We start from the raw sequence: 23,406 nt of genomic DNA on the forward strand, positions 1-23,406 counted from the left end.
GGAAGAAAATGGAGTTCACAAAGATGCACGGCCTCGGCAACAGCTATATTTACATCAATCTATTTAAGGAACATTTACCCGAAGAGCGCTTAGCTGAAACAGCAGTTTGGCTAGCTGATCCGAACCGAGGGATTGGCAGTGATGGGATGATATTGATTGGCCCTTCCACTTCATGTGCGATAAAAATGCGTATTTTTAATAATGATGGATCGGAAGCGAAAAATTGCGGGAATGGGTTGCGTTGCGTCGCCAAATATAGCTACGAACATGGGTTGGTTCACGAAAAGGCCTTTTCGATTGAGACGCTGGGCGGGCCTGTTTTTGCTACTGTGGAGGTAGACGAGGAAGGGCGTGTTGGAGCAGTCGCCATCAATATGGGACAGCCGCGTTTAACAAGGCAGGCCATTCCAATGATCGGCGAAGGGGATAAGCCTGTTGTCGGCGAAAAGCTAGAGGCAAATGGCGAAACAGTTCAAGTGACGGCTGTTTCGATGGGAAATCCTCATGCAGTCATGTTTGTAGAGCAAATCGAAAAAGCGCCTGTTGAGTCGCTTGGCCCTGTGATCGAAAAACATTCTGCATTCCCAGATTGGGTTAACGCCGAGTGGGTAGAAGTAGTCAGTGAAACAGAACTTCATTTTCGTGTATGGGAACGAGGTTCAGGCATTACGCAAGCGTGCGGCACAGGGGCGTGCGCTGCAGTCGTCGCCAGTGTGTTAAATGGGTATGCGAAACAGGGGGTACCGGTAACGGTCCACTTGCTTGGCGGCGATCTGACAATTGTATGGCAAGAGAATGGCGATGTGCTCATGCGTGGGCCAGCAGAGTATATTTGCACAGGGAATGTCTTTCTTTAACGGATGCTTTAAAAAGCCTGTTCCGCACGTTTGCGGACAGGCTTTTAATCTGTTAATAGCGTTTTATTTCATTGTAGAAAGTGTCGCGTTCAATTGGTGTTTTGCCAGCTGTTTTGATCATATGAATCAGTTCTTTTCTCGTGATGCCTGCAGACGTTAATGCGCCAACAGAATGGGAAATCCGTTCTTCTATTAATGTGCCATGGATGTCGCTGGAGCCAAAAGTCAACGCCATTTGCGTCAATTGAACGCCAATGTTAATCCAGTACGCTTTTATATGCTGGAAATTGTCGAGCATAAGGCGGCTGACCGCAATCGTACGCATATCATCGTATGCAGACGTACGGCGGTTTAAGCCTGCCTTTACATTGCGCGGCTGCATCGCTAGAGGGATGAAAACCATAAAACCATTTGTACGGTCTTGCAAGTCGCGGACGCGTTGCATATGAATCAAGCGCTCTTCTTTCGTTTCAACTGAGCCGTAAAGCATCGTTGAATGAGTGCGCAAGCCAAGGTTGTGAGCGGTTTCGTGTGCTTCGAGCCATTGGTCTGTTGATGCTTTATCCGGGCTCATAATAGCACGATAGCGCTCGGTCAAAATTTCTGCACCGCCTCCAGTTAAAGTGGCCAGCCCCGCATCCATGAGCGTTTGGATTACTTCTTTCATAGAAATGCCAGCAAGGCGTGAGAAAAATTCAATCTCTGCCCCTGTATACGCTTTAATCGTCACTTGCGGGTAGTGCTTTTTCAACGTTTTTACGGTATTCACATAATACTCAAAACCGACTTCATTGTTGTGACCGCCAACGATATGAAATTCGCGGATGTTGTCGTTCCAACGATCTTCTACATATTTTAATAGCGCTTCTTCATCCATTGTATAAGCGCCTTCTTCGCCTGGTTTGCGCTTAAAGCCGCAAAATCCGCAGTTGGCTTCACACACATTCGTTGGGTTGATATAAAGGTTCTCGATGAAATAAACGTTTTGCCCGTTTTTTCGCTCGTTGACGATATTAGCCAATTGTGCAACTCCGAGCAAATCAGGCGTTTCATATAAAACAAGGCCATCTTCTATCGAAAGGCGCTCGCCATGCAACACTTTCTCTTTCACTTCTTGAAGCTTCGTGTCTGCAAGTAGTACACTCATCTTCATTTCCTCCTTTTGGAACAATTCACATTCACATCGTGTTCCCTTCAAATCCGTACGAACCTATTATACTACTACCATTTTTAGAATGAAAGGAGCGTGAACCAAACTCCAGCGCAAAAGAAAACATTACAAACTAATAACAAATGGAAGATTATCGTTGCGTGGCAAGGGGATAATCTGTAAAATGTAGGCAATATGCAAAAAGGTGAATAGTGATAATAGTGGGGTGGTCGTATTGCGTTTAACATATGAGGCTTGTCTAGAAAGGCTAGAGAGCCTAAGGGCTAAAATGCTCATCGCAGCAAAGCAGTACGGCATGTCACATCCTATTGTGTTAACATATAGCAAAGAAATTGACTTAATTCATAATTACTTGTTAGAAATGGAATCGAAGCGTTCGTTTCCGAAAACTTGAGTCTTCTTACAAAACCCTCTATACTGTAAGAATAAAGAAGGGAGGCATGTGGAATGATTACTCTTACGGATTCGGCTGCAAGCCAAATCGAAGCAATGAAAAAAGAGGAAGGCGATGCGTCCCTCATGCTTCGGATTGGCGTAAAAGGGGGCGGCTGTTCGGGCCTTTCCTACGCAATGGGTTTCGACAATGAGCAAGACGAAGAAGATACGAAAATCCATGTAAATGGCATCGACGTCTTGATCGACAAAGAAAGCGAGCCAATCGTAAAAGGATTGGTGATCGACTATAAACAAAACATGATGGGCGGCGGCTTTACACTCGATAATCCAAATGCGATTGCCAACTGCGGCTGCGGCGCATCTTTCCGTACAGCTGCCAATGCAGGAACGCCGGAAGATTGTTAAAAAAACGTTGTCAGCAAAGACGAGCGTTTGTCTGGGGCTTCCTTTAAACTGAAAAACGTTTGGGAAGATTGAATAGAACGATATGTACAGTCTAAACGGGCGGCAGAATCTCTCTGCCGCCCGCTTTTTAAGTTTCAATATAACGATTAAACCGTTTTTCTAAGTAGCGTTGCAACAGAGACAACAGTGAACAAATACCCCAATAAATCAAGGCAGCAACGACTAGAACGGTAAAATAATTAAATTCCCTGCCGCCGACGATCCGAGCTTGGTACATGAGCTCAGGTAAAGCAATCGTGGACGCGATTGACGTCATTTTAACCAGGCTTAAAAAAATATTGCTAAGCGGCGGCAATGCAATACGGACCGCCTGTGGCAAAATAATATGCTGCATGGCTTTTGCTTTTGACAACCCTAGGGAAGCGGCTGCTTCATGTTGTCCACGGTCAACGGCAGCCAAGGCGGAGCGGTTCACTTCAGCGACGTACGCCGACGTATTCAGGCTGAAGCCTACAATAGCTGCAGCTACTGCGCTTAGCTGAAACCCAAATTCCGGCAAAGCGGCATATAGTAAAAACAATAAGAGCAAAATCGGCACACCACGGTTGAAAGAAATAAACAGCATACACGGTATGCGAACATATGCTTGTTTTGACATACGTCCAAGCGCTAGTATAAACCCGAACACGAGTGCAATGGCCATGCTAATTACAGCCACAAAAAGCGTATATTGCAAGCCTTTTAAAATAAACGGAAAGGATTCAATGGCAAGGTTTAGATCAAATGAACGCATCTGCCAACATCCTATTGAAATTCAATATCATCAGGCAATGTTGTGACATCCTGGCCGTTAAAAAACTGTTTGGACAACTCACTGGCAGTGCCATCAGCAAGGAGCTGTTCAAGCGCTTCGTCGACTGCCTCTTTCAGACGGGTCTCCCCTTTTGCCATCATAAATGCTTGTTCACTCGGGTCGTAAAAGAGCGTTGGGTGGACAACGACGTCTATGTCTGGCATCGCCTCAACTGTAATAGACTGCAAGTAAAAATCATTTAAAATCACATCCCCTTGCCCTGTTTCAACTGCACGTAAGTAAACGTCATTGGTGACATTGTCAAAGAACAAAGGCTCTGCACCATACGATTCCGCTTTTTGCATATACGTCGTTGTTGGCGCTCCTAGGGCAATTTTGCCATCTAGGTCTTCTAATGTTTCAATGCCAGATAAATCATCGGCACGTACAATCGCACTTCCGTAAGAAAACTTATATGGCAACGAGAAGTCAAAGTTCTTTTGCCGTTCCTCGGTAATGGCTAAACTGTTGGCAGCAAGGTGCACCCGTCCGCTGTTTAGCGCTTGTGTCATCGTTTCGACGCCTATTTCTTCAAATGTCACATCGACACCGAGGAGATCAGCTACTTTTTTAACAAGTTCGACTTCAAACCCTGTCAGTTCATTATCGTCATCATGGTAGGACGTCGGGAATAAAGTCCCTGCAGTGGCAACGACGATCGTTCCCTTTTCTTCGATTGCATCCCATGCTTGGTTCTCGTCGCTCGCGTTTTCTTCAGCCGGCTCTCCTCCTTGGCAAGCGCTAAGCAAGGCAGCAGCAGCAAGCCCAATGTAAGGAAACAGTTGCTTTTTCATCTATCATTCCTCCTGAAAGTATACGTCCTTTGTTAGTATGGAGATAAACGGACGAACAATCAAGAAACTTGTTTCTTCCATTATAAATAAGTCCAACAAATATAATCTTGTCGCGACAAAAACGACGAAATTGCATTTTTCTTTTATTGAAGGAGATGCTAAAGGCGATTAAGATGAAGCTCGAGAGATAGCACTCATCCATTTTTATGATTATCATTCTAAAGGAGGAAATAGAATGGCTGAAAAAGGGAGCATCCGTTCTCGAGTACAAAAATTTGGCAGCAATTTAAGCAGCATGATCATGCCAAATATCGGCGCTTTTATCGCATGGGGCTTGCTTACAGCAATTGCCGTGCCGTCTGGCATTGAGTTGTTCGAAAGTTTTGTTAGCCCGATGATCACCTATTTGTTGCCGCTGTTAATCGCTTTTGCCGGCGGACGTCTTGTCCATGATTTTAGGGGCGGTGTTGTTGGCGCCACCGCAGCGATGGGTGTCATCGTTGCAGCGGATATGCCAATGTTTATCGGGGCAATGATTATGGGGCCTCTTGGTGGATATGTCATTAAAAAGTTTGACCAAGTAATGGAAGGGAAAATCAAGCAAGGTTTTGAAATGCTTGTCAATAACTTTTCTGCCGGGATTCTTGGTGCCGCTTTAGCTTTATTTGGCTCTTTAGCGATCGGGCCGCTGGTCGCTGCCTTTACACAAATATTAGAAACAGGCGTTGACGCTATGATTAGCTGGGGCGTCTTGCCGCTCGTTTCGATTTTTATCGAACCAGCTAAAATTTTGTTTTTAAATAATGCAATTAACCACGGCGTCATCGGCCCAATTGCTGCCGGGCAAGTCGCTGAGTACGGCAAGTCGATCCTTTACTTGCTTGAAGCTAACCCTGGCCCAGGGATGGGTATTCTTCTTGCTTATATGATTTTTGGGAAAGGTGCGTCACGTGCCTCCTCTTATGGAGCAGGAATTATCCATTTCTTTGGCGGCATCCACGAAATTTACTTCCCGTACGTGCTGATGAAGCCATTGTTGATCGTAGCAGCTATTCTTGGCGGAGCAGGCGGTATTTTCACTTTGTCGCTGTTTAATGCTGGATTGGTGAGCGTTCCGTCTCCTGGAAGCATTATTTCGATTTTATTGCTTACAGCGTCGGATAGTTATGTGGGCGTCATTTTAAGCGTTCTTGTCGCAACGGCGATTTCGTTTGTTGTCGCATCCATGATCCTCAAGTTTGACCGCAAAGGCGAGGAAGAGAATTTAGAGGAAGCACAAGGGAAAATCAAAGAAATGAAGGGGAAAACGACCGCTGCGGCTGAGCCGAAAAAGACAGCTGAGGTCGACTATGGAAAGGTGTCATCGATTATTTTTGCTTGTGACGCAGGAATGGGATCAAGTGCGATGGGCGCTTCGATTATGAAAGACCGCGTTAAAAAAGCAGGGCTTGAAGGCATCTCGGTGGCCAATACAGCCATCAGCAACATACCGGATAGCGCAGACCTGATCATTACACACAAAGATTTAACGGAGCGGGCCAAACAAAAACAACCGAATGCGCTCCATGTATCGGTTGACAACTTTATGAACAGCCCTCGCTACCAAGAAATCATTGAGAAGCTGCAAGAAGCACACGCACAAGAGGAACAACAGCCTACAGACAAGCCAATTGAAAAAATTGTGTTTGCTTGCGATGCAGGTATGGGTTCTAGCGCAATGGGCGCTTCACTTTTAAAAGACAAGTTTAAAAAAGCGGGCATTACGGGTATCCATGTATCGAATACAGCCGTTAGCAACATTCCAGCAGACGCGGATCTTGTCATCACCCATAAAGACTTGACAGAACGAGCGAAACAAAAACAGCCTGATGCTGAACATCTATCCGTGGAGAACTTCTTAAGCAGTCCCCGCTATGACGAGCTTGTGGAGCGTCTAAAATAAAGCGACATCCCCTATAAGGGGATGATCAGACTGTAGGCAAACGCTCGCATACTTCGTCGTTTGCCTCAGTCATATGTTCATGAACGACTGTTCTATTCACATCTTCCTTCGCCTGCACTCCTCGTCTGACAAGCGTTTTCTATCAGTCTGAGTGATTTTATCGACTTTGTCGATAACCTCAACATCCCCTTTAGGGGATGTTGTCTATTTATTTAATAGGGAAGGGGGGATGAGTGTGCATATGACGGCAAGAGAGCGCGTCTTGCTTCAGGCTTTGCTTGCTAACGAGCAAGGATTGACATTGCAAGAGCTAGCTGATGTGGCCTCTGTTAGTGTACGCACGATACAACGAGACTTGCCAAGTTTAGCGAAAGTGGCCGCGAATCATCAGCTCTCATTACACAGAGGCCATTTTCTTGTATTAGAAGGGGCGTCTACGTATAAGCTAGCGTTAAAGGAGAAGCTACAAACGATCAATGTCGGTGACTTCACGAGCGATGAACGTGTAGGGTTACTATTGGCCCTGCTTCTAGATGCCAATGAACCAGTTAAGCTGTTCGCGCTTGCTAAAGAGTTGAACGTCACGCCTGCCACTGTAGGCAGTGACTTGACAAAGGCGGCCGAATGGCTGGAACAGTTTGGCATTAAATTGATCCGTAAACGGGGCTACGGCATTGCTGTAAAAGGCACGGAAACGAATATTCGCCAAGCGATGTCGGCCATTTTATCGGAAAACCTCACGGAGGAAGCGTTTTATGAAGCCGTCTATTCAGGCCAAATGCAAAATGAAGTCGCTAGCCGTCTTTTGCATTTTGTTGACTTAGAAACAATCCGCCTTGTCCAGTCGACGATACAACGTGTGAAAGAAAAGCATTTTGATGACATGGCTGACCAATCATTCATTGCTCTTGTCGTCCATGCCACTTTAGCGATTGAACGAATTAAGCAAGGCGAACAAATTAGAATGGACGCGGGCCAGCTTGAAGCATTGCATCAGGAAGATAGCCTTCCGGTTGCACAGGAGTTAGCCGAAGCGCTTGCGCAAACGTTCCAAATAACGATTCCGGAAGCAGAGATTGGCTATTTAGTCATGCATTTGCGTGGGGCGCGGATTGGGCATATACAAGGAGAGCCGTTTGAGCAGTCCAATGCAGAATTGGCAGGCAGATTAAAGCAGTTTATTGCCGGAATGGAACAAGATTTATCTGTCTCTTTAGCCGAACCGTCCTTATTCCAAGGGTTGCTCGCTCATCTTAAACCTGCTCTCTACCGGGTGAGGCAAGGAATGAAGATCCATAATCCGCTGCTTGAAAAAGTCAAGGCCGATTATGCTGCTCTGTTTGCCGTAACAGCTAAACAAGCAAGTGAGGCGTTTGCACCCCTTAAGCTGCCTGAAGAAGAAATTGGTTTTTTAACGCTTCATTTCGGCGCTGCCCTTGAGCGGCGCAAACGATCCGTGTCTTTATCGGCGTTGGTTGTATGCTCAAGCGGAATTGGTTCGGCCAAAATGTTGGCGAGCCGTATTAGACAAGAATTTCCCGAAATTTCCTCTATTACAAACGCTTCTTTGTTTGATTTGGACAAATATGACCCTGCCAGCTTTGATTTGTTCATTTCAACCGTCAAGGTGGAGACGAATAACAGGCAAGCGCTCCGTGTCAGCCCGATGTTAACTGCTGACGAAGCAAGTTTAATTAAAGCAAATATCGATGAGCTTTTAAATGAGCAAACGATCACGGCGGCGCCGCCTATCCGCACAAACGTGGAAGAAAAGCGCTCATTTGCAGACATTAAACGGATGGCATCCTTTATCGACTCTTTTTTACAGTCCGTTCGTCTTGTTGCTGTGGATGAACTTCTTGCAGGGATTCGTACTTGTTGTGAAATTCTTGAGGAACAAGGGGCGTTATCCGAGGCAAAACAAGTGTATGAGGCGCTGCTTGCAAGAGAACGGCTAGGTGGGATTGGCATTCCTGGTACAGGGTTGGCCTTGTTCCATACTCGTTTAAACGAAATAAGGCGGCCAGTGTTTGTCTTCTTAGATCTAAAAACAGAAGCGCAAGTTGCTTCAATGGCTGATGGCAATGAAAGCATTAAACGAGCGATTCTCATGCTTGCTCCTGAACCTTTAGCAGAACAGGAGCTTGCGTTTATGAGTTTTGTTAGCATTTTGCTGATTGGCTCAGATGACGAAACGGCACTTTTCTATCAAGGGAGAGAGCATGAAATTACACAGTTTCTTGAACAAAAGTGCCGCGAGTTTATGATATCGTATATAAATGAAGGAGTGGACCAATCATGAGCATTTTAAAAGCAGAGAACATTAAAATTGGCGCGAGTGTGGCCTCGAAAGAAGAAGCGATCAAACTTGCCGGGCAAGTGCTGGCTGACCAAGGCTATGTGAATGAACAGTACATTGACAAAATGTTTGCCCGTGAAGAATTGACGTCTACTTATATGGGGAATTTGCTTGCCATTCCTCATGGGACAGAGGATGCCCGTGAGGATGTTACACAGTCTGGCTTATCGATTTTATTGCTTGATCAAGAAATTGACTGGAATGGCAACCCTGTGCAGCTTGTCATCGGCATTGCTGGCAAAGGAGATGAGCATTTGGAGATACTCTCCAAAATAGCGATCGCGTGCTCGGAAGAGGACAATGTCAGAGCGCTTCTCCAAGTGAAAACAGCTGACGATGTACTTGACTTTTTTTCAGGAGTAACGGAATGATGAAGGCTGTTCATTTTGGCGCAGGCAATATTGGCCGTGGTTTTATTGGCGCGTTATTGGTCGATGCAGGTTATGAAGTAACGTTTGTTGATGTAAATGAGAAAATCATTGACGCCCTGAACGAGCGGAATGAGTACGAAGTAACGATTGCGGGCGATAGAAAAGAGACAGAGACGGTTACAAATGTGCGCGGAATTAACAGCAAAACAAATGAAAAGGAAGCGATTGACGCAATTGCAGAAGCGGATATCGTTACAACCGCAGTAGGGCCGACTGTTTTGCCTTATATTGCTAAGACGATCGCACAAGGGTTAAAACAACGGACTGCAGGTAAGCCAGTTAACATTATTGCCTGTGAAAATGCAATCCGGGCGACTTCTCAATTGAAAAAAGACGTTTTGTCCCATCTTTCTGAAGAAGAAACGACAGCATTGTTGGAGGATGCTGGCTTTGCCGACGCTGCCGTCGATCGGATTGTGCCAAATGTCCAATCAGATGATATCCTTCATGTCACAGTAGAACCTTTTTTTGAGTGGGTCGTCGAAAAGCCTGCTCTGAAAGGAGATGCTGTTCAGCTTGGCAAAGCAGTGCTTGTTGATGACCTAGCTCCATACATTGAGCGCAAGTTATTCACAGTCAACACTGGGCACGCGGTTGCCGCTTATGTCGGCTATCGTAAAGGAAAGAAAACGATTAAAGAGGCTTTGGCTGATGATTATATTAAACACCGTGTCCGCGGTGCTCTTAATGAGACGAAAGCGATGCTTGTAGAGGAATACCAGTTTGATGCCGAAGCCCATGAAGATTATATCGACAAAATTCTTCTCCGTTTTCAAAATCCTCATCTTGAAGACTTGGTTGAACGAGTTGGCCGCGGCCCTATCCGTAAGCTTGGACCAGCAGATCGACTCGTTAAACCTGCGAAGTATTTAGCCGAAAAAGGGCTTCATCCTGAGTCTTTGGCAGAAACGATTTTCGATGCCCTTCACTTTTATGCGGAAGGGGACCCAGAAAGCGAGCAGCTGCGAGCTCTTGTCGATGAAAAAGGGTATGTGGACGCGTTCTGTGAAATTTCTAAATTAGAAAAAGATCACCCGCTTGTTGAAATCGTTGCTAAAGAGTAGATTAATTTGGCAAAGACATAGCAGGGAACGATAAAATGAAAAGAAGCCAGCTAGGCGTTTTCGCCGAAACTGGCTTCTTGTATGTTTTAAAACAGGCTTGTTGAATGTCCAGGGAATGCGCGAGCCGTCGGGTCAATGTATACTTTCGCGTTGTTGACAGCGGTAGGTGCTTCGCCAAAACCGGTGGCAATCAATTTGATTTTGCCGTCATACGTGCTGACATCGCCAGCGGCATAAACGCCAGGAATGTTTGTCTCCATTTTGGTGTTTACTGGAATCGCATTTTTGCGGATTTCAAGCCCCCACTCTTTGATAGGGCCTAGCGTGGACACGAAGCCAAAGTTTACGATCACGTCATCAACAGCAATCGTTTCTGTCTGATCCCCTTTGACTTCTGAAAATGTTACCGCAGTTACGCCGTTTTCGTCGCCATGAAGCTCTGCCGTTTCGTAGGGCGTCAAAATTCGTACAGACGATTTTTTAAGCAAATCGACGCTGTGCTCGTGGGCACGGAAGGCGTCACGGCGATGGACGAGCGTGACTTCTTTGGCAATTGGCTCAAGCATGAGCGCCCAGTCAACAGCTGAATCGCCGCCGCCGATAACGACAACACGTTTGCCTGTAAAAGCACTTAAGTCGCGAATAAAATAATGGATGTTTTTGTCTTCGTAGAAGTCGGCTTTTTCGACTTGGAGCTTACGCGGGGCGAATGCGCCAGCTCCGGCCGTAATCAATACCGCTTTTGTATAATGGATATTGGCATCAGTGGTCAACACAAACGTTTCATCTTCTTGCTTTTCAAGCGTTTGCACCGCTTCTTCTAAAACAATTTCTGGCTGAAACTGTTGCGCTTGGGCAGTCAGTTGGTCAACCAAGTCCTGCGCTTTTACTTTTGGAAATCCAGCAACATCGTAAATGTATTTATCAGGATAAAGGGCCGAAAGCTGTCCGCCAAGTTGAGGCATGCTTTCGATCACTTTTACTTTCATTTTGCGCATTCCTGCATAAAAGGCAGCGAATAATCCAGCAGGACCGCCGCCGATAATGGTTAGATCAAACATGTCTTTCTGTTCTTGCAAAACCTCCACCCCCAAGTGAAAATGAAATCCTTTCTCATTATACATGCACTTTCAGGCAAATACAAAGGACAGGTCTGTTTTGCCTTGCTCCCTATCCGTTTTTTCAGTGAAAGAAAGCATGAAAGAAAAGGGACAGAAATAGCGGCTACTTTTTTTTATAGGGGAGTTGAAATTTGAACAAAAAACGAATATGATTAAAGTGTTAGAGATTGTGGCGAATTATTGAAAATGGGGTTTCTCTGAAAGAGAAAGTGAAATGAATCACAAACACAAAAATATTTAACGAAAGCGGAAGTGATGAGAGTGAACAAGGCAAGAATTGTAATCGCTGGGGCAGGATATGGCGGCATGAATACAGCGGTTACGCTGTCAAAGAAGTTAGGGCCAAATGATGCATCCATTACCCTTGTAAACAAACATGATTACCACTACCAAACAACTTGGCTCCATGAACCGGCTGCGGGAACGCTTGAGCCTGACCGGACACGGGTCAAGATCGCCGACGTTTTAAACACAAGTCGTGTCAATTTTGTACAAGATGAAGTGTTGGAAGTAAAAACAGACGAAAAGAAAGTCATGTTAAAAGAGGGCGAGCTTGAATATGACTACTTAGTGCTAGCGCTAGGAGCAACGGCTGAGACGTTTGGCATTCCTGGCGTACACGAGCATGCCTTCACAAAATGGACGCTTAACGGAGCGCGCCAAGTCAAAGATCATATTGATGCCCAATTTGCCAACTATAACAATGTAGAGGACAAGCATGAAGGATTGCTCACATTTGTGGTTGCAGGTGCAGGATTTACAGGAATCGAGTTTATTGGTGAACTTTCAGAGCGTATACCAGAGCTTTGCAAAACCTATGATGTGCCTCGTGAAAAAGTAAGGTTGTTTGTCGTTGAAGCAGCGCCAACTGCGTTGCCTGGCTTCGATCCAGAGCTAGTCGAATACGCTATGAACTTGTTAGAAAGCCGCGGCGTTGAGTTTAAAATCAACACACCGATTAAAGAAGTCACTGCTTCTGGTGTCATTGTTGGCGAAGGTGAAGAAATTAAAGCGGAAACGGTTATTTGGGCAACTGGTGTGCGCGGAAACCCTGTTATTGAAAAATCAGGATTTGAAGCAATGCGCGGCCGTGTCAAAGTCAACCCTGACTTGCGTGCTCCAGGCCATGATGATGTCTTCATTATTGGTGACTGTGCTCTCATTATCAATGAAGAAATAAACAGGCCATATCCGCCGACTGCGCAAATCGCGATGCAAATGGCGAAAACGTGCGCGAATAACTTAATTGCCTTGAACAAGGGGAGCACGAACCTTGAAACCTTCAAGTTTGACAATAAAGGGACTGTCGCTTCTCTTGGCGGAAAGCAAGCAATTGGCGTTGTTGGCTCCCGCAAAATTTACGGCGGCACAGCAAACTTTATGAAAAAAATGATTGATAACCGGGCACTCTTTATTCTTGGCGGCCCACTCCTAACGTTGAAAAAAGGCAAATTTCCTTTTTAATAAGCGAAGCGGGACGAATTTTGCTTAGCCAAAATTCGTCCCTTTTCTATGTTCAGAAGCTCAGACTGAAGCCGACTTGATATAGTGTTCACAGCTGTACGCCGTATAATCGTTTGCAGCGGCTCATCTGACATGCTTTCAATCGTTTCGACTTTGTCGACAACAGCAAGCTTTTTTAGTACACTAAGTTTTGTAGGAGGGCGCTTACATGAATGAAATCCATATACTGCAACTGATCGTATCGATTTTGCTATTTTTTGTTTTGTTTGCGGGTATCGGCTTTTTGCTTAATATGGTGCTGCGGTTAACATGGATTATGGCGTTTCTTTATCCGATTGTGGTGTTGCTGATTGTTAATGAAGAGCCTTATCGCCAATATATCGCTGCTCCAGGACAAGCATTTCCGGCTTTGTTTGAAAAAGTCGTGTCCCTTCATCTAGCAGACTTGATTATTTTAGCAAGCGGCTTTTTAGGTGCCGTTGCCTCAGGGATTATTATGAAACTGCTCCGCAAAGCGGGCTATCAAATGTTTTAAGCAAACAGGCGTGATTTTAGCCTGTTTTTTTGTGCATATTCTCTCTTTTGCTGGCAATGCTGTAAAAAGAGGAGTGTGACGAATGCTTAAATCAACCCACTTAAGAAAATGGATGTTTCGCGCGGTAATGGTCGTTTTGTTTATGGCTGCGCTGCTCACAACTGTTCATGTCTTTACGAATTTAACTGTCTTCCATTTTCATTCTCTACCGAGTGTCGAAAAGCGCACTGCGGTCCAAGCAAAGACGATTCCAGGCGTAACGGTGCCCGTTTACAAAATGGTGGAAGCGGAATTGGATACCAGTCTTTATGAACGGACAAGAGTAACTGCCACGGGCTATACGGCAGGAGTCGAGTCAACGGGGAAAACGCCTGGCGATCCTGCTTATGGCATTACTTATTCTGGATTGCCGGTGGAGCGCAATACGTATTCAACCATTGCTGCAGATCCTGCTGTGTTTCCGATTGGCTCTATTTTATTTGTACCAGGTTACGGGTATGGAGTAGTGGCAGATACAGGATCGGCTATAAAGGGGAAACACATCGATTTATATTATCCTACCGTTGCGGATGTCTATAACGAGTGGGGGAAACAAGAGCTTGACGTGTACATGATTAAAAAAGGAAGCGGCGAATTGACGCAAAAAGAGCTTGATGATTTAAATAGCGATGCGTCTATACATGTGTTTCGTAGTCGCACATAATGGCGCGGACAGGCTTTTTAACAGCCTGTCCGTTTGCATTTAACCTATGAACCATGCATGCAATAGCAACGCCAGGATAATTCCCAGCAACGCGCCGAAAAATACTTCAATTGGCTGATGGCCAAGTAACTCCTTTAGTTTTTGTTCGTTTTCTTTCTTAGGCCACGTTTTAATTTCTTCAACAAGCTTGTTGAAATCTTGCACGAGCTGGTTTAACACAGTGGCATGGTAGCCTGCGTGGCGCCTAACGCCTGTAGCATCAAACATGACAATAATGCCGAGGACAGCAGATACGGCAAAAAGGGAAGAGTCCAACCCATGCTCAATCGCTACGGCAGTAGACAAGGCGGTAACAGCTGCTGAATGAGAGCTAGGCATTCCACCTGTGCTTGTGAACAATGAAAAATCAAGTTTTTTTGTAGCAAAGAAGGCGAGTGGAATCTTAATCGCTTGCGCAATAATAATTGCCGTAAATGCCGCCCAAAGCGGGAAATTATCCAAAATTTCCATGTTCTCTTCCTTTCGCTAATAAGCCTCTTTAATTCGTATAGTATAACATACGTTCATGGCGATTTCCTTGACGGGATATTGATTTTTTGTAAGGGATTTTAGCCGCTATGGTATACTGACAGTGAGGAGGGAATTGCATGTTTTATCTAACAGATCAATGGACAACGGCTTCATCGGAAGAAGTGCTCGTTGTCGGCATATGGAAAAAAAAGCCTTTTAGCGGTATAATGAAGTCGTTAGACGAGGCATTGGCAGGACAACTAGGAGAGTTAAAGAAGCAAACCGTATTCCCAAAGAAAAGTGGTGGTATTCTTACCATTCCTACACTTGGTTTGATTGGAGCTAAACGTATTTATGCGGTCTACTTAGGGGAAGAGGATGCATTCGGGACAGACGAGTTGCGGGAATGTCTCGGCCATGTAGGAAAGCAACTAAAAAAAGAACGTGTGGAAACAGCAGGCGTGTTGCTGGATAGTTTTGTGACAGAGGTTGTTTCGCCGGAAGATGCTGCCTTTGGGATTGGGGAAGGCCTTGCTCTTGGCAGCTACGATAAACAGACGTATAAAGAAAAGAGCAATGAACCAATTAGAACACTTGCAAAAGTGACGCTTTATAGCAACAGAGAAGGGCTCACCTTTTACGCTGATCGAGGATATACATATGGAAAGGGGACAAATTTGGCGCGTAAGCTCGTCAACTTGCCAGGCAACCTCTTGACGCCAAGCGACTTGGCCAATGAATCAGAGACGCTTGCTAAAAAATACGGCTTCGCGTTCAATGTCCTTGAGCGAGAGGATATGGAACGCTTTGGAATGGGGGCGCTATTAGCTGTCGCTAATGGAAGCGATCAACCGCCGAAAATGATCATTATCCGATACGATGGCAACCCTGAAAGCGACGATGTAACAGGGCTTGTCGGAAAAGGGATTACGTTTGATTCTGGCGGCTATTCGTTAAAACCACCTGCCAGCATGCATGAAATGAAAAACGATATGGGCGGAGCGGCAGCAGTGCTTGGGGCAATGGCCATTATTGGTGAAATGAAACCGAAAGTCAATGTTTTGGCCGTCATTCCATCAAGTGAAAATTTAATAAATGGCTCCGCAATGAAGCCTGGCGATGTCATCTGTTCACTAAGCGGCAAAACAATTGAAATGCGCAATGCAGACGCCGAAGGGCGTTTGGTTTTAGCAGATGGGATTACGTATGCCAAACAGCTTGGCGCCAAACGGCTGATCGATGTAGCGACGTTAACAGGCGCTTGTGTGGTGGCTTTAGGCCACGAAATGACTGGGGCAGTCGCTAACGACGATGCTCTCATGGAGGCAGTGAAAGCAGCGGGCGACAAAGCGGGAGAGCCAATTTGGCAGTTTCCAAGTGGAAAAGGGTATAAGAAGCTGTTAGAATCGAGCGATATCGCCGACTTAAACAATTCACCTGGGCGCCCAGGCGCAAGCATAACAGCTGGGTTGTTCATCGGTGCCTTTGCTGAAAAAACGCCGTGGGTCCATCTCGACATAGCCGGAACGGGTTATTTAAACAAAGCAACCAACATTGGTCCGGCAGGAGCCACAGGGGTGATGGCGCGGACGTTAGCCCATTATGTGGAGTCGTTAAGCGAAGCATAACTTACTTTCGTTTCCCATTTTTTGTTCTTGTACGCATGGCGAAATAGGATTATAATACGGAGTAAGGATTCGTGTGAGCAGATTGTTTCTGGACGAGGAAGGAGAACAAAATGATTGAAACGGCCTATGTCGAAATAAAGCGTACGCGAGAACTTGGCACCATGGGGCGAAAATGCCGTGTTTTTCTTAACGACCATTTTGTCGGTGCATTAAAACGAAAACAAAAAATGACGATTGAAGTTCCAGCAGGCACCCATACGCTTTTTGCTACAAATGATGCATCCTTTACAGAACCAGTAAAATTGTCTGTTCAAGCAGGCGACACTATTTCTTACCAATTAAAAGGGCGCCGCAACAAATCATTATCGTTTACAAAAATTATTGCTTTTTAATGAAGCGCTAAAGGTTATCCCTTTAGCGTTTTTTATTTTGCCTATTCATATGTGTGCTGATCAATGGGAGGCGTTTTCATTTTACAGAGCAATGGTTGACAGAAAAAAACAGCCGTGGTAACGTAGTAAATGTTTTCGTTGTTTAATGATTTAATAAGATAAAGGAATTGGTATGTATGAATGCTGTTGTCGTCGCGGTTGGCTTAATGCTGCTTTTGAGTTTGCTACGCGTGCATGTCGTGTTGGCTTTAGCGATTTCGGCTATTGTCGGCGGGCTTGTTGGCGGGCTAAGTTTTAACACAACTATCCAAGTTTTTACGGCTGGATTAGGAGGCAATGCAGAAATTGCTTTTAGCTACGCTCTGTTGGGTGGATTTGCTATTGCATTAGCTAAAACAGGATTACCAGACTTTTTGATTAGCAAACTCCAGCAGTGGATGGAACGAAAAGGAGAGAGCAAGCAGCAGACGTTGACAAAAATGTTGCTTTTTTTAATGTTGACCGTTGTTGCGTGCATGTCACAAAATCTTATACCGATCCACATTGCTTTTATTCCGATTTTAATTCCGCCGATTTTGACCATCTTAAATCAGCTGCAAGTAGACAGACGTTTAATTGCTTGTATTCTTACTTTTGGCCTCACTGCTCCGTATATGCTTCTCCCTTATGGGTTCGGCCAACTTTTTCATCGGATCATTGCCGACAATATGGCGCAAAGCGGGCTTGTAATTGATATGGCGATGATCCCTAAAGCGATGTTTCTGCCGACAGCAAGTTCTGTACTTGGCTTAGTGCTTGCCGTATTTGTAAGTTATCGCAAAAACAGAGCGTATCATAACGAACCACTTGCTGGGTATGAGCACGCCCAAGACCAGCAACCCTTTACAAAGTGGACACTGACTGCCGCTGGAGCGGCAGTTGTCGTTACAGTTGCTGTGCAATGGGCATATAGCGACTCGATGGTACCGGCTGCGTTGTCTGGCATTTTCGTATTGTTAGCTACGAGAGCCGTGCAATTTCGAATTGCCGACGACATGATTACCGATGGTATGAAAATGATGGCTTTTATCGGCTTTGTTATGCTGGCCGCTGCCGGTTTTGCTGATGTAATTAGGGAAACGGGGCACGTAGAAACACTTGTGGCCGACGTCGTCGCTGCCCTTGGAGGCAATAAAGCGATTGCGGTAGTGGCGATGCTTGCTGTTGGGCTAGTTATTACTTTAGGCATTGGCTCATCGTTTTCGACCATCCCGATCATTGCCGTTTTATTTGTGCCCCTTGGCATGGAGCTAGGCTTATCGACAATGGCGATTATTTCGCTCATTGGTTCAGCAGGGGCCATTGGCGATGCAGGCGCTCCTGCATCTGATTCAACGCTTGGCCCTACGGCAGGCTTGAATGCCGATGGCCAACACAACCATATTTGGGATACATGTGTCCCGACTTTTCTCCACTTTACCGTTCCGTTGTTTATATTCGGTTGGATTGCAGCAATGATCTTATAGGAAAGAGTCGGAACGAAAAAACGCAAGCGTTCGCAGGGAGCGCTTGCGTTCTGTTATTTTACAGCGTCTTTTAATTGCTTGCCTGCTTTAAATGCAGGCGTTTTTGTAGCAGCAATATCAATTTCTTCGCCTGTTTGTGGATTGCGGCCTTTTCTTGCTGCCCGCTCGCGGACTTCAAAGTTGCCGAAGCCAATTAGCTGGACACTTTCACCTTTGCCAAGTGACTCTGAAATTAAATCAAACATGCTGTTAACGGCAGCTGATGCATCTTTTTTTGAAAGCTGGGTGCGTTCAGCAAGGGCATTAATCAATTCTGTTTTATTCATCATACCACTCCTCAAATGACTAATTGGTAAGTTCTGCTACCATCATACCCACATAATGAGTTTCTATACGTTTTAAGCGCTTTTTTTTCGCAAATGGTGCAATGTCGCGTTTATTTCCGCGCCGACAATGAGGATAATCCCAGTTAGGAAAAACCAAAACATGAGAATGATGACGCCTGCCAGTGGGCCGTATGTGCTTTCGTAATTGGCGTAATTGCTGACATATAGGGAAAAGAAAAAAGAGATTAACTGCCAGCCGATTGTGGCGAAAATAGCTCCTGTTAGCCCATCGCGAAAGCGTTGCTTTGTGTTAGGCGCAATCCAGTATAACGCCATGAGAGCGACAATCATGATCGCAAATGCCGCAATCCAACGGAAATTATTGAGCACAGCAACAATCTCGGTCGGAAGGAGCAAAATCGCTTCCAGAAGGTTTAAAATTTGATTTCCAAATACGGGAAGCGCGAGTGTGATGATAATAAGCAACACCATACCAACTGTCAATCCAATTGCAATGCTGCGGAGCTTTAAAAAATGCCTCGTCTCTTCAATATTGTAAGCACGGTTCACTGAACGAATAAAAGCATTAATGCCGTTTGAAGCGGACCAGAGCGTGCCTAAGATCCCAATTGACAGCAAGCCCGCTTGTGGTTCGCCAATCGTATTTAAGACAATTCGGCTGAACGTGTCGCCAATTTCACCAGGAAAATAGGCATTAATTAAGTTTTGCACTTCGTCATTGTTAATTTCGAAAAAGGATACGCCGGCGAGCACAAAAATCATCAGTGGAAAAATCGATAAAATAAAATAAAAAGCAAGCGTAGCCGCTAAGTCAGGAATAGGGTCGCTTTTTAATTGGGCAATCAAATTCTTTGTAAACAAACGAGCAAAACGCAAGTCCATATTCTCCCTCCAGACATGAAACAACCCATTCATTTATACCCGATCTTCTAATATCATAAACAAACACTTCGACAGGACGACTCATTATCCTATATACTAAAAGGAAATGCAAAAGGAGTGGATACGATGCCTTCAGTAGAAAGTTTTGAACTTGACCATACGATTGTAAAGGCCCCGTATGTCCGCCATTGTGGGAAACACAAGATTGGCAGTGACGGCGAAGTGAACAAGTTTGACATTCGGTTTTGCCAGCCTAATAAAGAAGCGCTAAAACCTGGCGTGATTCATACGTTAGAACATTTGCTTGCTATTAACATTCGTCGCTTTTCAGAGGAATATGACCATTTCGATGTCATCGATATTTCCCCAATGGGTTGCCAAACAGGCTATTACTTAATTATGAGCGGCACCCCGTCTGTCGAAGAAATCATCGATGTGCTTGAAAAGACAATGACGTATTCGCTGTCGATTGAAACCGTTCCTGCGGCAACAGAAAAAGAGTGCGGGCAAGCGGCATTGCATGATTTGGAAGGTACGAAAGAAGTCATGCGCAAATGGCTGTCTGAAGACAAACATTCGTTAAAGCAAGTATTTTAAATGAGAAAAAGCTGCATCTCGATGTGCGGCTTTTTTCTATAGATACAAGGAAGGCGGGCGTTTTTCCTTCATTTTTCATTAATATGGGTTTGAAACCACGTGCTCTGCACGTGTGAATACGAAACTTCTAGAGAGGTCTAGTGATGAAAAAAATCTCCAATCGTTATAATAGAACTTGGCCGCCAAACCAACTTCTATCAACGAAAGGAGATCTCACCCATGAGTGACAACAGTTTATCACACACAAGATGGAATTGTAAGTATCATATCGTGTTTATCCCTAAGTATAGACGAAAGATTGTCTATGGGAAGCTGCGAAAAGATATTGGAGCTATTTTGAGAAGGTTATGTGAAATGAAAGATGTAGAAATTATCGAAGCCCATGCGATGATTGATCACATACACATGCTGGTGAAAATTCCGCCAAAAATGTCGGTATCGTATTTCATGGGGTATTTGAAAGGGAAAAGTTCGTTGATGATCCATGATCGTCACGCAAACTTAAAATACAACCATGGAAATCGCACGTTTTGGGCAAAAGGCTATTACGTGAGTACAGTAGGACTAAATCAAAAAACAATTGAAAAATACATCCGCGAACAAGAAGCGGAGGATCGATTGCGCGATCAAATGACAAAGAGGGAGTACGTCGACCCATTTAAAGATAAGTAAAGTAGGAAACGGTTGGCGGTCCCTTCAGAGGTCCCTTTAGGGACTTCGTTGGTAAAGTGCCCTTATAGGGCGAAATTAAAACCGCCAGTTCTACCGGCGGATACTTACTAGACCAATTTAGCTGCTTGTGTGGTATCATTAGGAATACAAAAATGCTGCAAGAAAGAACAAACGATGGGGGGAGAGCGTCCATGTTAGACCAAAAAGCTTATGAAATTTTACAGATTATTGAAGCGAATGGACGTCTGGAATCAAGCAAAATTGCAAAAATGGTTGATTTGACAAGCGAAGAAGTCGATCAATATGTAAAAGAGCTAGAAGATAAAAATGTCATCCTCAGCTATTCGGCAGTCGTTGACTGGACGAAATTGCCTGCCAAAGAAACGGTTACAGCGACAATTGATGTGAAAGTCGCTCCAAAAAGAGGCGTTGGTTTTGATGAAGTTGCCGAACGAATTTACCGTTTTCCCGAAGTGAAAGCACTGTATTTAATGTCTGGCGCATACGACTTGTCTGTCGTGATCGAAGGCAAAACGATGCAAGAAACAGCCCGTTTTGTGTCAGAACGTCTATCGACGATTGATTCCGTCTTATCAACGACGACCCATTTTCAATTAAAAACATATAAACATGATGGCGTGATTTTTAAAGAGCCAGAGTCTGATAAACGAATCGTGGTGAGCCCATAATGGAGAAAGTAGCGATGACTTCCTATTCCCGCTTATCAGACCGTGTTTCAGAAATCAAGCCTTCAGGCATCCGCCGCTTTTTCGATTTAGCTTCGCAAATGGAGAATGTGATTTCATTAGGTGTCGGTGAACCAGATTTTGTGACACCATGGAATATTAGAGAAGAAAGCATTTTCTCTCTTGAGCGAGGATATACGGCATATTCAGCGAATGCCGGTTTAATTGAGTTGCGCGAGGCGATTTCGCATTACATGGAAACAAGATTTGCCGTTTCATACAATCCTGATACAGAAATTTTGGTCACAGTAGGAGCTAGCGAAGCGATTGACCTTGGCATGCGGGCGATTTTAAATGAAGGAGACGAAGTGATTATCGTTGAGCCGACTTTTGTTTCTTATGCGCCCCTTGTCACAATGGCAGGTGGCGTTCCTGTGCCGGTTGGGACATCGGCTGAAACAAATTTTGAAGTGCGGCCTGCTGATATTGAAGCAGCTGTTACCGATAAAACAAAAGCAATCATGATTTGTTACCCAAATAACCCAACCGGATCCTCGATTAGCAAAAAGTGTTTAGAGGACATTGCCGCCATCGTCCGCAAGCACAACCTGTTTGTTTTTTCTGACGAAATTTATGCCGAACTAGCCTACGACAAAGAGCATGTTTGCTTTGCGACCCTTCCTGGCATGAAAGAGCAAACAATTGTCATTAATGGGTTTTCCAAAGCATTTGCGATGACAGGCTGGCGCGTCGGTTTTGCCCTAGCCCCTCCTGATCTCTTAGGAGCGATGTTGAAAATCCACCAATACAGCCTTATGTGTGCGCCAACAATGGCCCAATACGGAGCGCTTGAAGCGTTGCAACACGGAATGGATGATGTAGAACGGATGAAGCTGTCTTATCAACAAAGACGCAACTTCTTTGTGAAAACAGCGAAAGAAATTGGTTTGCCGTGCCATCATCCAGACGGCGCCCTTTATGCATTTCCATCGATTGCCCATACAGGGTTTACGTCAGAAGAATTTGCGGAAGCCTTATTAAAGGAAGAACGTGTCGCTGTTGTGCCAGGTTCTGTGTTTGGTGAGGGCGGAGAAGGGCATATTCGTTGCTCTTATGCAACTTCGCTAACCCACTTAGAAGAAGCGCTTGAGCGGATTGGACGCTTTTTAAGAAGGCTCGAATTGCGCTAATAAACAGAGCGAAACACTTGAATAAACCGAAAGGATCGCATAGATTTAGCGTTGCTTTGCAAAATAAGGCTATGCTTGCTATGTATGTTTGGAGGGAACAAATTGGAACTGGTAAGGCAAAACAACCCGTTAATCCACTGTATGACAAACGATGTGGTGATGAATTTTACTGCCAATGGCTTGCTTGCTATTGGCGCTTCGCCAGTAATGGCCTTTTCCGCTGCAGAAACGGAAGACATGGCCTCTGTGGCAGATGCGCTCCTGCTTAATATAGGCACACCCTCCAACGAAGGGGTCGACTCGATGGTTTTAGCGGGAAAAGCGGCAAACAGAGCAGGCAAACCTGTCATTTTTGACCCTGTTGGAGTAGGGGCTACGCCATTTCGCAACGAAATATCAAAGCGGATTTTAAACGAAGTCGATGTTGCCGTCGTTCGCGGAAATGCTGGGGAAATTGCTGCCCTCCTTGGACAGGCAGGTACGGTTAAAGGTGTTGATGGCAAGATTAATGCTGATGTGAAAGAGCTATGCTTGCAGGCCGCTAAAGCGCTTCGGACCGTTGTCGTTGTAACAGGAGAGGTTGACGCTGTTTCAAATGGCGAACAACTAGTAGCTGTTTCAAATGGTCACGAGTGGCTCACGAAAGTCGTTGGTACAGGCTGTTTACTCGGAGGTGTGATTGCGGCTTATGCTGCTGTTCAGCCTAATAGTCTTGTCGACGCTGCCGCTGAAGCACTTGCCTTTTACGGTGTTTGCGCACAACAAGCATATGAGCAAACCAAGAACGAAGGAATCGGCTCTTTCCAGCAAACATTTTTAAATGAACTCGGCAATATGACGGACGAAAAAGCAGCTACTTTGAAACGTGTAGAACAGATTTGTTAGGACAAAGTTAGACTTGG

General features: G+C 45.1%; 25 protein-coding genes. 18 read left to right on the plus strand and 7 right to left on the minus strand.

The window, feature by feature from the left end; all coding sequences use genetic code 11:
• Positions 1 to 8 precede the first annotated feature (8 nt).
• A complete protein-coding gene (gene dapF, locus BC8716_RS13270; RefSeq protein WP_011247776.1) occupies positions 9 to 857 on the plus strand; it encodes a diaminopimelate epimerase in 849 nt (282 codons plus the stop codon).
• Between the two features lie 52 nt (positions 858 to 909).
• Here dapF and mqnE read toward each other — a convergent pair whose 3' ends face one another.
• On the minus strand, positions 910 to 2,004 hold the full coding sequence (gene mqnE, locus BC8716_RS13275; protein ID WP_011247775.1) for an aminofutalosine synthase MqnE: 1,095 nt from the start codon (positions 2,002 to 2,004) through the stop codon (positions 910 to 912).
• Between the two features lie 229 nt (positions 2,005 to 2,233).
• Between mqnE and BC8716_RS13280 the strand changes: the two genes are divergently transcribed.
• Positions 2,234 to 2,422, plus strand: coding sequence for a Spo0E family sporulation regulatory protein-aspartic acid phosphatase (locus BC8716_RS13280; protein WP_051881153.1), 189 nt, complete (start codon positions 2,234 to 2,236; stop codon positions 2,420 to 2,422).
• A gap of 53 nt (positions 2,423 to 2,475) precedes the next feature.
• Positions 2,476 to 2,829: a HesB/IscA family protein gene (locus BC8716_RS13285; protein ID WP_011247774.1), complete on the plus strand. Its 354-nt coding sequence runs from the start codon at positions 2,476 to 2,478 to the stop codon at positions 2,827 to 2,829.
• A gap of 127 nt (positions 2,830 to 2,956) precedes the next feature.
• On the opposite strand, the gene BC8716_RS13290 is transcribed toward BC8716_RS13285, so the two are convergent.
• Together BC8716_RS13290 and BC8716_RS13295 are read right to left on the minus strand one after the other, a co-directional pair.
• Positions 2,957 to 3,622, minus strand: coding sequence for an amino acid ABC transporter permease (locus BC8716_RS13290; protein ID WP_073304683.1), 666 nt, complete (start codon positions 3,620 to 3,622; stop codon positions 2,957 to 2,959).
• 11 nt (positions 3,623 to 3,633) lie between these two features.
• On the minus strand, positions 3,634 to 4,476 hold the full coding sequence (locus BC8716_RS13295) for a transporter substrate-binding domain-containing protein (protein ID WP_094426411.1): 843 nt from the start codon (positions 4,474 to 4,476) through the stop codon (positions 3,634 to 3,636).
• Between the two features lie 235 nt (positions 4,477 to 4,711).
• On the opposite strand from BC8716_RS13295, the gene BC8716_RS13300 reads away from it, so the two are divergent.
• The 4 genes from BC8716_RS13300 (at position 4,712) to BC8716_RS13315 (ending at position 10,272) form a co-directional block, all read left to right on the plus strand.
• Positions 4,712 to 6,418 (plus strand): PTS mannitol transporter subunit IIBC, encoded by a 1,707-nt coding sequence (locus BC8716_RS13300; RefSeq protein WP_094426413.1) that lies wholly within the window; start codon positions 4,712 to 4,714, stop codon positions 6,416 to 6,418.
• Between the two features lie 241 nt (positions 6,419 to 6,659).
• Positions 6,660 to 8,720 (plus strand): BglG family transcription antiterminator, encoded by a 2,061-nt coding sequence (locus tag BC8716_RS13305; protein ID WP_254121111.1) that lies wholly within the window; start codon positions 6,660 to 6,662, stop codon positions 8,718 to 8,720.
• Complete coding sequence (locus BC8716_RS13310) at positions 8,717 to 9,148, plus strand: PTS mannitol transporter subunit IIA (RefSeq protein ID WP_094426417.1); 432 nt, start codon at positions 8,717 to 8,719, stop codon at positions 9,146 to 9,148. Before BC8716_RS13305 ends, BC8716_RS13310 begins: the two co-directional genes overlap by 4 nt.
• A complete protein-coding gene (locus tag BC8716_RS13315; protein ID WP_094429256.1) occupies positions 9,148 to 10,272 on the plus strand; it encodes a mannitol-1-phosphate 5-dehydrogenase in 1,125 nt (374 codons plus the stop codon). Before BC8716_RS13310 ends, BC8716_RS13315 begins: the two co-directional genes overlap by 1 nt.
• Positions 10,273 to 10,358: 86 nt before the next feature.
• On the opposite strand, the gene BC8716_RS13320 is transcribed toward BC8716_RS13315, so the two are convergent.
• Entirely contained in the window at positions 10,359 to 11,396 is a 1,038-nt protein-coding gene (locus BC8716_RS13320; protein ID WP_170969634.1) for an NAD(P)/FAD-dependent oxidoreductase, read from the minus strand.
• Between the two features lie 252 nt (positions 11,397 to 11,648).
• On the opposite strand from BC8716_RS13320, the gene BC8716_RS13325 reads away from it, so the two are divergent.
• The 3 genes from BC8716_RS13325 to BC8716_RS13335 all read left to right on the plus strand — a co-directional run bounded on the left by BC8716_RS13325 (position 11,649) and on the right by BC8716_RS13335 (position 14,095).
• Positions 11,649 to 12,857 (plus strand): NAD(P)/FAD-dependent oxidoreductase, encoded by a 1,209-nt coding sequence (locus BC8716_RS13325; RefSeq protein ID WP_169715949.1) that lies wholly within the window; start codon positions 11,649 to 11,651, stop codon positions 12,855 to 12,857.
• A gap of 208 nt (positions 12,858 to 13,065) precedes the next feature.
• Complete coding sequence (locus BC8716_RS13330) at positions 13,066 to 13,392, plus strand: YuiB family protein (RefSeq protein WP_062749861.1); 327 nt, start codon at positions 13,066 to 13,068, stop codon at positions 13,390 to 13,392.
• Positions 13,393 to 13,474: 82 nt separating this feature from the next.
• Positions 13,475 to 14,095, plus strand: a complete 621-nt coding sequence (locus tag BC8716_RS13335) for a 3D domain-containing protein (RefSeq protein WP_094426421.1) — start codon at positions 13,475 to 13,477, stop codon at positions 14,093 to 14,095.
• Positions 14,096 to 14,134: 39 nt separating this feature from the next.
• On the opposite strand, the gene BC8716_RS13340 is transcribed toward BC8716_RS13335, so the two are convergent.
• Entirely contained in the window at positions 14,135 to 14,605 is a 471-nt protein-coding gene (locus BC8716_RS13340) for a divergent PAP2 family protein (RefSeq protein ID WP_094426423.1), read from the minus strand.
• A gap of 137 nt (positions 14,606 to 14,742) precedes the next feature.
• On the opposite strand from BC8716_RS13340, the gene BC8716_RS13345 reads away from it, so the two are divergent.
• From BC8716_RS13345 to BC8716_RS13355, 3 genes are all read left to right on the plus strand, one after another.
• Entirely contained in the window at positions 14,743 to 16,233 is a 1,491-nt protein-coding gene (locus BC8716_RS13345) for a leucyl aminopeptidase (RefSeq protein ID WP_094426424.1), read from the plus strand.
• Between the two features lie 110 nt (positions 16,234 to 16,343).
• Positions 16,344 to 16,625: a hypothetical protein gene (locus tag BC8716_RS13350; RefSeq protein WP_011247761.1), complete on the plus strand. Its 282-nt coding sequence runs from the start codon at positions 16,344 to 16,346 to the stop codon at positions 16,623 to 16,625.
• A gap of 176 nt (positions 16,626 to 16,801) precedes the next feature.
• A complete protein-coding gene (locus tag BC8716_RS13355) occupies positions 16,802 to 18,130 on the plus strand; it encodes a Na+/H+ antiporter family protein (RefSeq protein WP_094426426.1) in 1,329 nt (442 codons plus the stop codon).
• A gap of 53 nt (positions 18,131 to 18,183) precedes the next feature.
• On the opposite strand, the gene BC8716_RS13360 is transcribed toward BC8716_RS13355, so the two are convergent.
• Positions 18,184 to 18,459, minus strand: coding sequence for an HU family DNA-binding protein (locus BC8716_RS13360; protein ID WP_474200100.1), 276 nt, complete (start codon positions 18,457 to 18,459; stop codon positions 18,184 to 18,186).
• Positions 18,460 to 18,528: 69 nt separating this feature from the next.
• Positions 18,529 to 19,359, minus strand: a complete 831-nt coding sequence (locus BC8716_RS13365; protein ID WP_094426428.1) for a YihY/virulence factor BrkB family protein — start codon at positions 19,357 to 19,359, stop codon at positions 18,529 to 18,531.
• 126 nt (positions 19,360 to 19,485) lie between these two features.
• Here BC8716_RS13365 and BC8716_RS13370 point away from each other — a divergent pair, with 126 nt between their 5' ends.
• The 5 genes from BC8716_RS13370 to thiM all read left to right on the plus strand — a co-directional run bounded on the left by BC8716_RS13370 (position 19,486) and on the right by thiM (position 23,389).
• Entirely contained in the window at positions 19,486 to 19,956 is a 471-nt protein-coding gene (locus BC8716_RS13370; protein WP_094426430.1) for an S-ribosylhomocysteine lyase, read from the plus strand.
• Between the two features lie 219 nt (positions 19,957 to 20,175).
• Positions 20,176 to 20,628, plus strand: coding sequence for an IS200/IS605 family transposase (tnpA, locus tag BC8716_RS13375; RefSeq protein ID WP_011245494.1), 453 nt, complete (start codon positions 20,176 to 20,178; stop codon positions 20,626 to 20,628).
• A gap of 191 nt (positions 20,629 to 20,819) precedes the next feature.
• Positions 20,820 to 21,317: an Lrp/AsnC family transcriptional regulator gene (locus tag BC8716_RS13380; protein WP_094426432.1), complete on the plus strand. Its 498-nt coding sequence runs from the start codon at positions 20,820 to 20,822 to the stop codon at positions 21,315 to 21,317.
• Positions 21,317 to 22,504, plus strand: a complete 1,188-nt coding sequence (locus BC8716_RS13385; RefSeq protein WP_372513837.1) for an aminotransferase — start codon at positions 21,317 to 21,319, stop codon at positions 22,502 to 22,504. The genes BC8716_RS13380 and BC8716_RS13385 overlap by 1 nt, the downstream gene beginning before the upstream one ends.
• Positions 22,505 to 22,606: 102 nt before the next feature.
• The gene (thiM, locus tag BC8716_RS13390; RefSeq protein ID WP_094426434.1) at positions 22,607 to 23,389 is read left to right on the plus strand and encodes a hydroxyethylthiazole kinase; all 783 of its coding nucleotides are present in this window, start codon (positions 22,607 to 22,609) and stop codon (positions 23,387 to 23,389) included.
• Positions 23,390 to 23,406 lie beyond the last annotated feature (17 nt).

The sequence above is a fragment of the Shouchella clausii genome (genome assembly GCF_002250115.1).
Lineage (GTDB): Bacteria > Bacillota > Bacilli > Bacillales > Bacillaceae_D > Shouchella > Shouchella clausii.